At 63.1% G+C, this 13,955-nt stretch carries 18 protein-coding genes; 11 read left to right on the top strand and 7 right to left on the bottom strand.

Going from position 1 to position 13,955, the window contains the following annotated elements; genetic code table 11:
* The 5 genes from ACO06X_RS13415 to ACO06X_RS13395 all read right to left on the bottom strand — a co-directional run bounded on the left by ACO06X_RS13415 (position 1) and on the right by ACO06X_RS13395 (position 5,645).
* Positions 1–2,502 (bottom strand): TonB-dependent receptor, encoded by a 2,502-nt coding sequence (locus ACO06X_RS13415; protein WP_421836750.1) that lies wholly within the window; start codon positions 2,500–2,502, stop codon positions 1–3.
* A 66-nt stretch (positions 2,503–2,568) separates the two neighbouring features.
* Positions 2,569–3,438: an SMP-30/gluconolactonase/LRE family protein gene (locus tag ACO06X_RS13410; RefSeq protein ID WP_421836749.1), complete on the bottom strand. Its 870-nt coding sequence runs from the start codon at positions 3,436–3,438 to the stop codon at positions 2,569–2,571.
* A 33-nt stretch (positions 3,439–3,471) separates the two neighbouring features.
* Positions 3,472–4,128 carry an enoyl-CoA hydratase-related protein gene (locus ACO06X_RS13405; protein ID WP_421836748.1) on the bottom strand — a complete coding sequence of 219 codons (657 nt, stop codon included), beginning with the start codon at positions 4,126–4,128 and terminating at the stop codon, positions 3,472–3,474.
* Positions 4,129–4,224: 96 nt separating this feature from the next.
* A complete protein-coding gene (locus tag ACO06X_RS13400; protein WP_421836747.1) occupies positions 4,225–4,845 on the bottom strand; it encodes a 2-hydroxychromene-2-carboxylate isomerase in 621 nt (206 codons plus the stop codon).
* Between the two features lie 26 nt (positions 4,846–4,871).
* Positions 4,872–5,645 (bottom strand): SDR family NAD(P)-dependent oxidoreductase, encoded by a 774-nt coding sequence (locus ACO06X_RS13395; protein ID WP_421836746.1) that lies wholly within the window; start codon positions 5,643–5,645, stop codon positions 4,872–4,874.
* A gap of 249 nt (positions 5,646–5,894) precedes the next feature.
* Between ACO06X_RS13395 and ACO06X_RS13390 the strand changes: the two genes are divergently transcribed.
* The 4 genes from ACO06X_RS13390 (at position 5,895) to ACO06X_RS13375 (ending at position 8,000) form a co-directional block, all read left to right on the top strand.
* Complete coding sequence (locus tag ACO06X_RS13390) at positions 5,895–6,500, top strand: TetR/AcrR family transcriptional regulator (protein WP_421836745.1); 606 nt, start codon at positions 5,895–5,897, stop codon at positions 6,498–6,500.
* Positions 6,501–6,575: 75 nt separating this feature from the next.
* Positions 6,576–7,169, top strand: coding sequence for a 2-hydroxychromene-2-carboxylate isomerase (locus tag ACO06X_RS13385; protein WP_421836744.1), 594 nt, complete (start codon positions 6,576–6,578; stop codon positions 7,167–7,169).
* Positions 7,166–7,864 (top strand): SDR family NAD(P)-dependent oxidoreductase, encoded by a 699-nt coding sequence (locus ACO06X_RS13380; RefSeq protein WP_421836743.1) that lies wholly within the window; start codon positions 7,166–7,168, stop codon positions 7,862–7,864. Before ACO06X_RS13385 ends, ACO06X_RS13380 begins: the two co-directional genes overlap by 4 nt.
* A 13-nt stretch (positions 7,865–7,877) precedes the next feature.
* Positions 7,878–8,000, top strand: a complete 123-nt coding sequence (locus tag ACO06X_RS13375; protein ID WP_421836742.1) for a hypothetical protein — start codon at positions 7,878–7,880, stop codon at positions 7,998–8,000.
* A 30-nt stretch (positions 8,001–8,030) separates the two neighbouring features.
* Here ACO06X_RS13375 and ACO06X_RS13370 read toward each other — a convergent pair whose 3' ends face one another.
* Complete coding sequence (locus ACO06X_RS13370) at positions 8,031–8,336, bottom strand: hypothetical protein (protein ID WP_421836741.1); 306 nt, start codon at positions 8,334–8,336, stop codon at positions 8,031–8,033.
* A 9-nt stretch (positions 8,337–8,345) separates the two neighbouring features.
* Between ACO06X_RS13370 and ACO06X_RS13365 the strand changes: the two genes are divergently transcribed.
* Positions 8,346–8,615 (top strand): hypothetical protein, encoded by a 270-nt coding sequence (locus ACO06X_RS13365; RefSeq protein WP_421836740.1) that lies wholly within the window; start codon positions 8,346–8,348, stop codon positions 8,613–8,615.
* A gap of 66 nt (positions 8,616–8,681) precedes the next feature.
* Positions 8,682–9,047: a hypothetical protein gene (locus ACO06X_RS13360; RefSeq protein WP_421836739.1), complete on the top strand. Its 366-nt coding sequence runs from the start codon at positions 8,682–8,684 to the stop codon at positions 9,045–9,047.
* A gap of 475 nt (positions 9,048–9,522) precedes the next feature.
* On the opposite strand, the gene ACO06X_RS13355 is transcribed toward ACO06X_RS13360, so the two are convergent.
* Complete coding sequence (locus ACO06X_RS13355; protein WP_421836738.1) at positions 9,523–9,999, bottom strand: ferritin family protein; 477 nt, start codon at positions 9,997–9,999, stop codon at positions 9,523–9,525.
* Between the two features lie 203 nt (positions 10,000–10,202).
* On the opposite strand from ACO06X_RS13355, the gene ACO06X_RS13350 reads away from it, so the two are divergent.
* The 5 genes from ACO06X_RS13350 (at position 10,203) to ACO06X_RS13330 (ending at position 13,945) form a co-directional block, all read left to right on the top strand.
* On the top strand, positions 10,203–10,484 hold the full coding sequence (locus ACO06X_RS13350) for a PepSY domain-containing protein (RefSeq protein WP_421836737.1): 282 nt from the start codon (positions 10,203–10,205) through the stop codon (positions 10,482–10,484).
* 29 nt (positions 10,485–10,513) lie between these two features.
* Positions 10,514–11,095 (top strand): cytochrome b/b6 domain-containing protein, encoded by a 582-nt coding sequence (locus ACO06X_RS13345; RefSeq protein WP_421836736.1) that lies wholly within the window; start codon positions 10,514–10,516, stop codon positions 11,093–11,095.
* Positions 11,070–11,756, top strand: a complete 687-nt coding sequence (locus ACO06X_RS13340; RefSeq protein WP_421836735.1) for a response regulator — start codon at positions 11,070–11,072, stop codon at positions 11,754–11,756. Before ACO06X_RS13345 ends, ACO06X_RS13340 begins: the two co-directional genes overlap by 26 nt.
* On the top strand, positions 11,749–13,089 hold the full coding sequence (locus ACO06X_RS13335) for a sensor histidine kinase (RefSeq protein ID WP_421836734.1): 1,341 nt from the start codon (positions 11,749–11,751) through the stop codon (positions 13,087–13,089). Before ACO06X_RS13340 ends, ACO06X_RS13335 begins: the two co-directional genes overlap by 8 nt.
* Positions 13,090–13,243: 154 nt before the next feature.
* A complete protein-coding gene (locus ACO06X_RS13330; RefSeq protein ID WP_421836733.1) occupies positions 13,244–13,945 on the top strand; it encodes a VIT1/CCC1 transporter family protein in 702 nt (233 codons plus the stop codon).
* The last annotated feature ends 10 nt before the right edge of the window (positions 13,946–13,955 follow it).

Genomic DNA, 13,955 nt, shown 5'->3' with positions numbered 1-13,955 from the left:
TCAGAACTTCTTCTTGACCGTCACCGCCCATTCGCGTGGACGACCGGGCATGCCCGAAATCGATCCGGCGCCCGCGCCGGTCAGGTCGAACTTCGACAGGAAGTAGTACTTGTCGAAGAGGTTCGTCACTTCGAACGAAACGTCCAGATTCCGGCTGGCATTGCGCCAGGTCAGCCGCGCATTGGCCAGCGTGAAGGCCGCTGCGGTGGCGTAGAGATCCGAAGGCGAACCCTTGGGCGCGATCGTCGCGGTGCCGGCAATCGCGCCTTGATAGGCGGCGTCGAAGCGCGGCGTGATCGACCCGGCATTGCCAAGGTCAGCCTCGTACTGGATGCCAGCGCTCCACTGCGCCTTGGACACGCCGCGCGGCGGCGAGACCAACTGGCTGACCAGCGCGGGTTCGCTGGAGCAGCCGCTGGTCGCCCCTGCAGGATTGACGACAGCCGGCACGACGCACTTCCACTTCCAATCCAGCACCGAGGCCGAGGCATCGATCTGCAGGCCCTTGACCGGCTGGATGAACAGTTCGGCTTCCAGGCCCTTAACATCGGCGTCACCGGCGTTCTGCGGCACAGCGCAAGGGCCGGGGCCACCGAACTGCGGGCAGGACAGCAGCGTCAGTTGCGCGCCCTTGAACTTGTTATAGTAGGCCGAGACGTTGAACCGCACGCGGCGGTCGAACAAGTCCGTCTTCAGGCCGAGTTCGAAGGCCGTCAGCTTTTCCGGACCGAACGGCACGGCCTGCGCCGCGTTGAACGGACGCGGCGCGATACCGCCGCCCTTGAAGCCGGTCGAGACCGTCGCGTAGGCCAGAACCGCAGGCGAGAAGCGGTAGTCCGCGCTGACCCGGTAGTCGAACCGGTTGCCGTTGAACCGGCCGGTACTGCCAGTCAGTGCTTTGCCGTTTGGACCATTGTAACCAGCCCCGTTTGCAGCGCCGACCGGATCGAGGAAGCCGTTGATCGTCTTGCCGTCGAGATTGAAACGGTTGAAGGTGTAAGCCTTCGATTCATTGGTATAGCGACCACCCAAGGTGATCGTCAGGGCCGGGGCCGGGTGGATGATCGCGGTGGCGAACACGGCCTTGGACTTTGACCGCACCGGATCGTTGCCGATGAACTGCAGTGGGAAGAGCGGCAGCGGACCGGACGGCAGCGCGATGGCCACGTACCGGATGTCCTGCAGCGTGTAGTAGGTGGTCTTCTCATCCGAGATGAAACCGCCGACAGTCAAGTCTGCCAGATCGCCAAGCTTGGCATTAAGGCGCAGTTCCTGGCTGACGAACCAGCTGTCGAGCTGGCTGATGCCAAAGCCGACATTGGCGGGCGAAAGGTCGCCATCGGGGCTGAAGCCGGTATCGAACTTGCGATAAGCGGTGATCGACTGGAGCTTCAGATCGTCGTTCAGCTTGAAGTCCGCGTTTGCGGCAAGGCCCCAGCCTTTGTACTCCATGCGGCCTGAGCCTTGGGTCGCCGCCATCGGCAGGCCGTTCAGCGGCGGGATCGCCCCGGCGACGAAGGATGCGGCGGTGTTGCCAGTCGTCGCATAGTTGCAGAACCGGCCGCAGATGAAGCGTGAATCGAACGGCAGACCGTTCGGCGTCGCAACGTTCGGATTGGTGTTGTTGGCATAGAGCAGCACTTCGGCGGAGTTGCGGCGGCTGTCGCGGATATAGTCGCCACTGACCGTGAGATCGACGGCATCCGAAGGGTTGTAGCGCACGATACCGCGCAGCGCCTTGTAGCCGACGTCACCATCCTTGCCCACGACGCAGTTGGCACCGCCCGCACGCGTCGGCACACCGCTGGCCGGGAACGCGCAGCCATAATCGATGTTCTTCACGTAGCCTTCCTGGTCCGCGAACGTGCCCGAAATGCGCGCGAAAAGGTTCTTGGCGATGGTGAAGTCCACGCTGCCGCGCAGATTGATGCGGTTGCGGATGCCGTAAGTGGCCGAAAGATATCCGCCTGAATCCCCGGTCGGCTTGCGCGAGATGAACTTGATCGCACCGCCTTCGGAGTTGCGCCCCGTCAGCGTACCCTGCGGGCCGCGCAGGATTTCGATGCGTTCCACATCAAGCAGGTCGAAGTTGGCACCCACGAGCCGCGGGTAATAGACATCATCGATATAGAGACCGACGCCGGGTTCCAGCGCCGGGTTGAAATCGATCTGGCCAAGCCCGCGGATCGAAGCCGTTATCGAGGGGCCGAAAGCGGCTGTCGTTGGGCGCAGCACCACGCTGGGAGCCTGATTGGCAACTTCGGTCAGGCTGGTCTGGCTGCGCGATTCCAGCAGCTTGCTGTCAACCGCGGTAATCGCCAACGGCGTATCCTGCAGACGCTGTTCGCGGAACTGGGCGGTGACCACGATCTCGTCCGTGGCGGCGGCCTGCTGGGCTTCCTGCGCCTGCGCTGCTGCGCCGGTGGAGATGGCCAGTACCGAAGCGCTGAGGCCCAGCCGGAGGGCGCTCAGTCGGACAATCGGGGGGTTGCGATCTTTCATATTCCCTCTCCTGTATTGCCGAATCGAAACGCGTCCGGCTGATCTGTGTGGTCTTGAAAAACGCCGCTAACCGGTGAAGCGAGGCTCTGGCAGGCCAGTGAAACCAAGCCCGTCGATCACGAAGGTTTCTCCGTCGAGCGGATCGTTGGCGCGCCCCATGAAGGACGGATCGAGGCTGGGGACGAACAATCGGTCCAGCGCCGCACCGCCAAACATGACGCTGCCCGGCAGGCGGACCGGCATGTCGATGATCCGATCAACGGAGCCATCTGGCAGAAAACGAACCAGCTTACCGCCTTCGCAGATCGCGCTCCACACGCCGCCAAGAGCATCGACGGTTGCGCCGTCGGGGATGCCGCCAAGCTCGGCCGTGCTGGCAAAGAGGCGGCGGTTCAGAACGGCTGCCGTCTCGATGTCGTAGTCGTAGGCGTAGATTTCGTTCCGGATCGAATCCGCGTGATAAAACGTCGCATTGTCCGGCGACCAGCACGGCCCGTTCGACAAAGTCATGCCCTCGTCGATCACGCGCAGCTGCGCGGCTCCGGGTTCCAGCACGTAGAGCTTGCCCCGCGCATCCTTCATGCTCCGGTCGCTCGATCCGACGATGAAACGGCCTCGCCGATCGACCTTGCCGTCCGCCAGCTGCACCTGATCATCAAGGTCCGGGCTCGACGCGATCAGCGTGCAGTCGCCGGTATCCAGATCAAGCGCATGGACGCCATTGGCCAGCGCAACGATCGCCCCGCCGCTTTCGCGCAGCGCCATCGATCCGATCACGCCGGGAACTTCCCAGGCTCTGGTTGCACCGGTCGCGGGATCGAGATTGTGAACCTTGCGCCCGAGGATATCGATCCAGAACAGCAGCCCCAAGCCGACGTCCCACACCGGGCCTTCGCCCACAAGGCAGCGGGGAACATCCAGCTTAGTTATCTGCACTGCACTCTCCCATGCCCGATCTGAGATCGGTTGTTATGAGAGATAATCATTTAACACCATTAAGGAGTCAAGCGCCGTTCTCGATTTTCTGCGCATCAGGCGGCAGTCTATCTCCCTTGAAACACTGCGGCCCTGCGCTCCGCAAAGGATCGGATCCCCTCGGCCGCATGGGCGCTGTTCATGACGCGGTCCTTGATGCCGGGGATGGCGCCTACTGCGGCTTGCTGGCCCGGTTCGACAACCTCCTGAACCAGACCGATGCGATAGGCCTCTGCCGCGCTGGGCTTCCATCTGGCAAAAGCGCGCGTCACTCGCCGCGACGACGATAACGCCCGAGAGCATCAGTTCGATGCCGATCGTGTAGCAGATGCCCTGGACCGCCGTGACGATGGGCTTGGTGCATTGGTTGGCAAGGTCGAAGGGATCGATGTTGCCTTCGGGATCGGGCTTGACCGTGGCCGTGGGTCCGAAGAATTTGGGCATGTCGAGGCCAGCAGTGAAGGAGCCGCCCTCGGCGCAGAGCACGCCGACCCACAGCGCATCATCGTTTTCGAGCAACGTGAGCGCATCGGAAAGCTTGGCCATCATCTTCGGACTGAGGGCGTTTTTCTTCGCCACATTTTCGATGACGATCTTCAGAACGTAATCGTGCCGTTCGGTGTAGACGCGGCCTGCAGACACATCAGACATTGCTGTGCTCGCGGGGTATTCGACAGGATCGCGTGCTGCGCGCGTTTCAGCGCCGACTTTGGCCTCAATTCTGGATGATTTCTGGAATGCAGATGTTCACGCGCCAGACGGGAGCGCGCCCAGCAGCTCTTCGATCTGGCCAAGGCGCTCCTTGCCGAAGAACATCTCATCGCCGACAAAGAACGTCGGAATGCCGAACACGCCGCGTTGGGCTGCGGCTTCGGTGTTGGCCACCAGTTCGGCCTTGACCTCGGGGCTGGCCGAGAGTTCGAACAAGCGCGCACCATCCAGCCCGCTGCGGTTCAATATGGCCAGAACGACTTCGGGGTCGTCCATCTTCTCGCCGTGCTCCCACATCCCGGCGAGCACGGCGCATACATAGGTCTCCGCCACGCCGAGGTGCTGCGCGGCCACCATGCCGCGCATGAGCGCCAGGGTGTTCATCGGAAAATGCGGGTTCATGCGAAATGCAGTCAAACCATGCCGGGCGGCGAAGCGCTCCATTTCCAGCCGGTCGTACTCCAGCTTTCCCTTGATGCCGGCGAAGGCGTTGAAGGGCGCCTGATTGCCGGTTGCCTTGAAGATGCCACCGAGCAGGCATGGGATCAGCTTGATCTCCACGCCGTGCCACTGCGCGATGGCTGGCAGGACTTTCAGCACGAGGTAGGCATTGGGGCTGCCGAAGTCGAAGATGAACTCGATGGCCAGTTTGCTCACTGGTGTTCTCCCTGACCCGTTCAGACTTACCATTGCTCACGCCACGGGCGCAGATCGAGCTCGTGCGTCCAGGCCGACCGCTGTTGGCGGTGCAGCATGACGTAGTTCCGGGCGATTTCGTCGGGCTTGAGGATAAGGTCTTCCTCCAACAGCGGCGTCACGTCATCAAACCGCGAGCGGGTGAAGACCCCGTCGATCGCCCCGTCGCAGATCACATGCGCAACATGAATGCCCAGCGGCCCAAGCTCGCGTGCCATGGACTGGGCCACCGCGCGCAGGCCGTTCTTGGCGGCGGCAAAGGCGGCCAGCCGCTCGCGCCCGCGGATGCTGGCGGTTGCCCCGGTGAAGATGACGGTGCCCCGCTGCCGGGGGACCATGACGTTGGCCGCTTCCCGCCCGGCGAGAAAACCCGCCAGACAGGCCATTTCCCAGACCTTGGTGAACACCCGCGTCGTCGTCTCACGAATGCCGAACTGGACGTTTGCGCCGATGTTGAAAACGACCACGGCAATCGGCCCGATGTCCCGTTCGATGGCTGCAAACAGGTCAATGGTTTCCGCCTCGGACCGCGCATCGACGCCAAAGGCATGTGCCTCGCCCCCCACGCCCCGGATCGTTTCGGCAAGCGCTTCGAGCTGGTCCAGATTGCGGGCCCGCCGGGTCATGCAAACCGCCATGCCTTCGCGTGCGAAAGCCCTAGCGATTGCCCCGCCAACTCCGTCGCCTGCGCCAATTACCAGACACACGTCCTTGCGCGTTGGCTTAAGTTGCTTGGCCTGTTCCAACTGCCTCTCCTGCATCGGGGCATTCCGCTGAAGCCAAGTTCCGGCTTGGCTGCCGCTCGCTTGACCATCTGTATGATATTTATCATGCAGATGGTCAAGCGAGTTGCTGTCCTCCGGTCCCAGGTGGCGTTACTTGCGCTAAAGTAGCGCTCAATCGGGCAGGAATTGCTGGCATTCTCTGCCGCCGCGCTGTACCGCGCGGTGGATATTCAGCATGATGAAAATCATGGTGAGAGGGAAAGCCGATGCAGATGGAGGCCACAATTGGGGCATTCTAGGGCCGAGAAGGCACAGAGCCGCAAGCGCATTCTGGCCGCTGCCGCCACGCGTATCCGCGAAGCCGGGCTTGAAGGCATCAGCGTCGGCGAGCTCATGAAGTCGGTCAATCTCACGCATGGCGGGTTTTACGGGCACTTTGAATCGCGCGCGCATCTGATCGCGGCGGCGCTGGAGCAGGCACTGGCCGATAGCGACAAGGCGGTTGCAGCCCATCTTGGCGAAAAGGGTGATCTTACGGTCAAGTCCATCGTTAACAGCTATCTCAGCCCCGCACACCGCGATCATCCCAGCAGCGGCTGCGCGATTCCGACGCTTGCCAGCGAAGTGAGCCGCGCCGATCCGGAAGTGCGCGCCATCATGGCGCAGCAGCTGGCCAAGGGCTTCGGAATCATCGGCGAAGCCTTGGGTGAGACCAAAGGTGAGGCAAACCCGGACACGGAGCAGTTTGCAGCCTCCGCATGGTCGATGATGATCGGCGCGATGATGATCTCGCGCATCATGGCAGGTGATCCGCTGGCCGACCGTGTGCTGGCGCATGCGCGCAAGTCCATTCTGGAGCTTGCGCAGCTGCACGGCGCGCGCAAGGCCTGATGGCTGGATAACCGGCTTGCTTTTGCATGATGGTCATCATACTCATTTGCCGGTCTGGCATCGAGGAGATGAGTCGTGGCGGCAGTGGCCTTCCATTTCGATTATCGCAGCCCCTACTCCTATCTGGCGCTGACGCAGATCCGTGACCTTGAACTGACCCTCCATCCCTTCGATGTGATCGATGTGATGAAACGGGTGGGCAACACGCCGACCACAATCACCTGCATGGTCAAAGGCCAATACGCGAACGCCGACCTTGGCCGCTGGGCCAGCCGCTACGGCGTGCCGCTCAGCCGCAATCCCCAGATGCGCGAGATTGACGGACGGCGGCTGCTGCGCGCGACGCTCGCCATTCCCGATGGCCCCGAACGTCGCAAGGCTGTTGAAGCGCTGTTCAAGGCGATGTGGGGAGAGCCGGCGTCGCTGGGTTCGCCCGCCGAGATCGCGGCCTTGCTCTCCTCGGCTGGCGTTGCGGGAAGCGCGGAACTGGCCGACCGGATGGATGGCGACGATCTGGAAGCCATGCTCGATGCGGCAAACGCCGCCGCCGCTGAAAAGGGCGTGTTCGGGTCGCCCAGCTTTTTCGCCGGGGATGCTATGTTCTTCGGCAACGACCGGCTCGATTTCCTGCGCGAAGCTCTGGCAGAAGCCGGGGCGGTGGCGGCATGAAGCCCCTCGCAGTCGTCACCGGGGTCGGCCCCGGCACCGGCAGTTCGCTGGTCCGGCGGTTTATCGCCGGCGGGTATCAGGTTGCCATGATCGCCCGCAACACGGCGCGGCTTGATGCGCTGGTCGCGGAACTGCCCGATGCCTTCGCGGTTCCGTGCGACGTAACGGATACAGCTGCATTGCACGCGGCGCTCGATGGAATCCGTGCGCGGGCGGGAGCGCCCGAAGTCGTCGTCCATAATGCGGTTGGCGGGGCCTTTGCCGATTTTCAGGAAGTGGCGCCGGAAACGCTGCAGGCCAATTTCGATGTCAACGTGATGGCGCTGCTGCATCTTGCCCGGTGGGCCGCGCCGCTGATGATCGAACAGGGCAAGGGCGCGATCATCGTCACCGGCAACACCTCTGCACAGCGCGGACGTCCCAAATTTGCCGGCTTTGCTCCGACCAAGGCCGCGCAGCGCATTCTGGCCGAATCCATCGCGCGCGATCTGGGCCCCAAGGGTGTCCATGTCGCCTATCTGATCATCGATGCCGTGATCGACGTTCCCTGGGCCCGGAAACTTTATTCCAGCGCCGAGGACGACTTCTTCATCAAGCCCTCCGCGATTGCCGACGAGGTCTTCCATCTGGCGCATCAGGATCGGTCGGCCTGGTCGTTCCTTGCCGAAGTGAGGCCATACCGAGAGAACTGGTAGGAGGAAGCGGGCCATGCCTGCAACCGTGACGCGCAGATCGGCCTGCGTCCTGTGTTATGTGCACTGCGGCAACGAGGTCGAGATCGAAGGCGGCCTGATGAAGCGCGTATGCGGGGACAAGGACAATCCCAAGTAGCTTGGCTGCATCTGCCAGAAAGCCGGACGGTTACCGTTCTACGCCAATCATCGCGCGCTGCGGCTCAGGAGTCCCCTGCGCCGGAATGCCACTGGCGGGTTCGACGAGATCACCTGGTACGTCGGGATTGCCGAAATCGCAGCCAAGCTGAACACCGCAGAGGATGTCCACGGCGCGGAGTTGACCATCGTGCTCGGCTGCAATGGCCAGCACAGCTGGCTTGCGCCGATGTGAGGCCATTCGCGGCCCGGTTCGGTCGATCTCGCCACCGGGCAGGCGCGCATCGCGGGCCTTTCCCCGCCCAATGATCTGCCCAGGACGATCCTGACCGATCATCCCGAGCGCATGCGCGCGATGTTCGTGGATTCCGGCAATCCGGCCAATACCGTGACGGATACCACAGCGGTCGAAACTGCGCTTTCCAGCCTTGACCTGCTTGTGGTCGTCGAAGTCGCCATGCCCGAGCCGGAAATCTACGTGCGGCTGCTCCGCGCGATGGGGTTCATGCCGGCGGACGACACGCTGGAGCACTTGCGCGATCTGGCCCGTGCAGATCGCCCCGCGTTCTCAGCTGCCTTCTCCGATCTGCTGAAGGACGCACCGCATGACCGGTAAATCGCGCCCGCCATCCTCTACGAGACGCTGGGCCAGACCTTGCCAGCAGGCGCTGCGGCAACTGCTGTGTGGTGGCCGACCGCGCATCACTGCGCGCGGGTAGACCGCGATGCCGTGATCAGAACCTGGTTCGCAGGCGACCGCCCGGCGCTCGGCGAGGCGCTGTTCGAGGCGATGATCATCCGGCGTTCTGGCGTGATCTTCATCGACGAAAAGGACGAGGACCTGTGGCGGCTGGTCAGCCATCCCGATGGCAAGGTCCATCTGGCAATCCCCGAGATGTTTGACTGGATGGCGCGGCTCGATATCGCCGCTGTGGAGTCGGACCCAGCCTATCCGATCATGTCGATCGCCGGGCGGCGCCGCCATTACAATGCCAATCAGGCCATCCGCGATCCGTGCCGGAATCCAATTGTCGATCTACACCATTGATTTAACATCTCATTATTGAGCACCAGAGGTGCTCGTCCATCAATTGGTCCATCACAGCTAAATTCGAAATGGGTTCAATTCCCAAAGCCGGAATCGAGATCGGTTCCTCCTGGCCCAATCATCTGGCGCATGGGCAGACTCTGGGACAAAACTGCTGGTGGCCACCGCCAATGAAAATGACCGGTTTCGCCGAATCGGTCATTTTTGACACCGCAAATGCGGTTCCGGTCAAGAATACAACTGGGCCGGCTACGGATTGGCGGTCATTGAATTGCCCATTTGCGGAAAGCGGACCATTCGTGGCCTCTCATGGGATGGCCCGCTCCCGTACAAACTTTGGCCATTCTCGTGGTCAGGCTGCTGTATCAAGGTCAGCCCTGCATTCCCCTCCGGCCAACGGCCAATGTCTGCCATACCTGCAGGCGGCACCAGCACGCTTCGCAGAGGATGGTGCACCACCACCCGCAGGGTTCGATCAGCGTGCCTTCAGCTTGGCCAGCGCTGCCTTGTAGGCTTCGAAATGCGTGCCTTCGTCGGCGGCGATCTGCCTGAACATGGCGGCCACTTTGGTGTCACCATCAGCTTCGGCTTGCTTGGCGAAAGTGATGTACATCGTCACGTTCTCATAGTGCTCACCCACCATCGCGTCTTCCAGGTTAGCGCTGTTGGCTCCGCCAAGCTGCAATGCCTGCGCTTCGCGGTCGAAATGCTCGTTGGCTTCGATGTTGGCGGAATCGCGGAACAGTTTGGCGAGTTCGGGTTTGCCAGCAGCTTCGGCCTGCTCGGCATAGCGAAGATACTTGAGATTGGCGTAGGCCTCGCCGTGCATGGCCGCCTCGAGGTTGGTGCGGGTCTGCGCGGATAGCGTGCTGGTTTCAGGCTCCGCTGCCATGGCGGGGGTGGCAAGGAGCGCGAGCGCGGTGGCGGTTGCGGCAAGCAGGGTGCGGTTCATGCTGAGTATCTCCGGGTGTAGCCGATATCGGCGACAACCGGGGAATGCGCCGAACTTCTGACCGGGCACTGACGGTGAGATCGATTGGGCATGGTGCACCGCCTATCCCGTTTTTCGCAGTGCCTGTCAGCTTTTCGTCAGTCCTCCGGTCCAGATCGAAACCGCCGGGGCGATCGCTCCGCCGGACGACAAAGGACTTCCCCATGAAGCGCTCTACCCCTCTCAAGCTCGCCCTCGCCGCCTTGGCACTCACGGTCGCAACAACTGCCAGCGCCGCACCCGTTTGCACGACGCAGCCGAAGGCCAAGTGGCTCACCGAAGCCCAGATGAAGGCCAAGATCGCCAAGATGGGCTACCGCGACATCAAGGTCTTTCAGGTTTCGGGCAGCTGCTACGAAATCTATGCGCACACCAAGGACGGCAAGCGCGCTGAAGTCTATTTCAACCCGGTGACCGGCGCGGTCGTCCAGAACAACGTTGATTGATCATGGCTGCGGCTCCCCCCCGCGCGGCCATGCCCGCCCCTGACCTGGTTCCCCGCCAGGTCAGGGTGTGGGACCTGCTTGTCCGCCTGTTCCACTGGACGGTCGCGGGGGGCGTCATCGCCAACCTGACCTTCCTGCGCGAGGCGAAGAGCTCCCACATAACCGTAGGCTACATTGTTCTGGCGGCATTGGCCGTGCGGCTCGTCTGGGGCCTTGTCGGGCGCGGGCACGCCCGGTTCGCCAGCTTCGTGCCGGGGCCGGGCCGGTTTTTCGGCTATGTCGGCGCCATGCTCGGTCGGCGTGAGCCGCGCTATCTGGGCCATAATCCTGCGGGCGCGGCGATGATCGTGCTCCTGCTCGTATTACTCATGATGGTCGGCATAAGTGGTTGGATGATGGGCCTCGATGCCTTTTGGGGCGTGAGCTGGGTCGAGGAACTGCATGAGACTGCGGCGAACGTGCTGATCGGCGCAGTAATCTTGCACGTGATCGGCGCGATTGCCGAAAGCGTGCGCCATCACGAGAACCTGCCACTGGCGATGATAACCGGCTACAAGCGGGCAGCAACCGGAACGGACATCGACAATGCGCCTGCTCCTAGTCGAGGATAATGCACGGCTGGCGAGCCTGATCCGCGAGGGTCTCGATCGTCAGGGCTTTGCGGTCGACTGGTGCGAAACCGTGGCCGGGGCCGAGCATGCCCTCACGATCAACGACTATGACCTGATGCTCCTCGATCTTGGCCTGCCCGATGGCGAGGGGCTTGATCTGGTGCGCGGGCTCCGACGGCGGCAAAACACGATGCCGATCCTGGTCCTGACCGCGCGTGGCGGGCTTGATGATCGGGTGCTCGGCCTTGATGCCGGCGCGGACGATTATCTGGTGAAGCCCTTTCAGATTCCCGAGCTGGCCGCGCGCTGCCGGGCGCTGTTGCGGCGGCCAGGCGCGTCGCTGGGCACTGAGCTTTGCGCAGGCAATGTCACACTGCATTCGGCCGAGCGTAGCGTGAAGGTGGCAGGCGAGCCCGTGGTTGCGACTCCGCGCGAGGTGGATCTGCTTGAATGTCTGCTACGGCGGGCAGGGCATGTCGTGGCCAAAATGGCACTCGAGGGCGCACTCTATTCCATGGATGCAGAAGTGACGCCGAACGCGTTGGAGGCTTGCGTCTCGCGCCTGCGCAAGCGGCTGGCGACGGCCGGCGCGGACGTGCAGATCAGGACTGTACACGGCGTGGGCTATGCGCTGTTCGCGCCGATGCCTGCGCATGGATAAGGCGGGCAACAGCAAGAGGGACCCTGCCGGCCCCACGCTCTTCCGGCAAATCGCAACGCGGCTGGCGGCCTTCACGCTCCTGTTCGCGCTTCTCGACGTCGGCATAGTTGTATTCACTTACAGCAGCCAGCCGGAATCGCTGGCGCAGGAACTCCTGACGCTGGAAGCTAACAAAGCAGAACGATCGACGGCACTAGCACCCGATCTGCTGGCCGGGCCACCTGGGGCGGAGCACTGGACGGCCCGCAATATCGAACCGGCTGCTGGCGGATCCGTGCCTCTGCCATCGCGGGTCGAAGCGCCCGGCGGCATTCTGATGGACTGGACCCGCCGCGAACGCATTCCTGGCGGCTACCGAATCTCGGGTGTCCGTTCGGTGCAGCAGGGTGGGCAGCAGCGGTGGCTTTTCATGCAGTTCGAAGGCGATGGCATCCGGCCCTACGTGCCCGTGATCGCCAACGAGATTATCCAGCATGTCGCTCTGCCACTGATCCCGCTTTCGCTTCTCCTGCTGCTGTTCAACGTCTTCGCGGTCCGCCGCGTGCTGGGCCCCCTCCAGCGCGCCGAGGCCGAAGTAGATGCGCTCGATCCCGATAACGTCCTCTTGCGCCTTTCGGTGGCACCCGAGCCGCGGGAGGTCAATACGCTGGTGCGGGCGGTCAACCGTGCGCTGACACGGCTTGACCAAACGATGGCGATCCTGCGCGGCTTTACCGCCAATGCCGCGCATGAGCTGCGGACGCCGCTTTCGATCATGCAGCTTTCGCTCGATAAACTGCCGCCCGGCCCTTTGCGGGATGACCTTCAGGCAGACACCCAGCATATGGCGCGGCTGGTCGGGCAGATGCTCGATCTCGCGCAGGCCGATGCGCTAGCGGTTGAGCCTAAAGTGCTGGTCGATCTGGCCGAGATCGGGCGGGAGATCGTCGGGGCCATGGCGCCCAAGGCGTTCGCTGCACAGCGCGACCTGCGCTTCGAAGCGATCGGCGACACCCGCGCGCTGGGCCATGCCGAGGCGATCTACCGCATCTATCGCAACCTGATCGACAATGCGCTGGCGCATGCCCCCGGTGACACGCCGATCGAGGTCACCGCCGGCCCGGGGCCGCAAGTCAGCGTTCGGGACTATGGGCCAGGCATTGCCGAAGAGGACCTGCCACACATCTTCGAGCGCTTCTGGCGCAAGGATCGGCGCAAGAGCGATGGCGCAGGGCTGGGACTCGGCATTGTCCAGCGGCTCGCAGAAGCGCACGGCGGCGCGATCACGGTCTGCAATGCACCTGGCGGCGGGGCTCTGTTCCGGGTGACGTTTGCACCGTCCGGACTGGGCTGATGAGCGTGCAGACGGTTGTAGGCGTCAGGTTTCTGTCAGGTCTTTGGCCGACAAAAGGTCCAGTCGAGGCCAACCAGCATGGCCATGTCTCAGTCTGCGCTGCATCAGATGCAGCACGGGCCGGAACAAACCGCCGCGACAGGGATTTGCGAACGTGACCAGATTGCATCTTCACCCGGAACGGCATCTCGTCTCGCGCATCGGCTGGCTGCGCGCAGCTGTGCTCGGGGCGAACGACGGCATCGTCTCGACCGCCAGTCTGATCATCGGCGTGGCCGCGGCTGCCGCAAAGCCCGCCGATATCCTGATTGCCGGTGCCGCAGGGCTGGTCGCGGGTGCGATGTCAATGGCGGCAGGGGAGTATGTCTCGGTCAGCTCGCAGGCCGATACGGAACAGGCAGATCTGGCGCGCGAACGTACGGAATTGGCGGGCAATGTCGACGCCGAGATCGCGGAGTTGGCGGGGATCTACATCAAGCGCGGCGTGGACGCTGTCACGGCTGACACGGTAGCGCGGCAGCTTATGGCAAAGGATGCGCTGGCCGCCCACGCGCACGATGAACTCGGCATTTCCGACTTTACCACGGCGCGCCCGATTCAGGCAGCGCTGACATCGGCTGCAACCTTCACCGCAGGCGCGGCCTTGCCGCTGGCCATCGTGATCCTTACACCGGCCAGCCTGCTGGTGCTGATCGAGGCTGTCGCCTCGCTGCTGTTTCTCGCATTGCTCGGCGCGATCGGTGCGCGAGCAGGTGGGGCGCCCGTTTTGACCGCCACGTTGCGGGTCACCTTCTGGGGCGCGCTGGCGATGGCGCTGACCGCCGGGATCGGCAATCTTGTTGGCACTGCGGTGTGACCCCCGGTAT

The sequence above is a fragment of the Novosphingobium sp. genome, assembly GCF_965229225.1.
GTDB lineage: Bacteria > Pseudomonadota > Alphaproteobacteria > Sphingomonadales > Sphingomonadaceae > Novosphingobium.
Note: the sequence above shows the minus strand (reverse complement) of the source record. Positions and strands in the feature narration are given on the sequence as shown.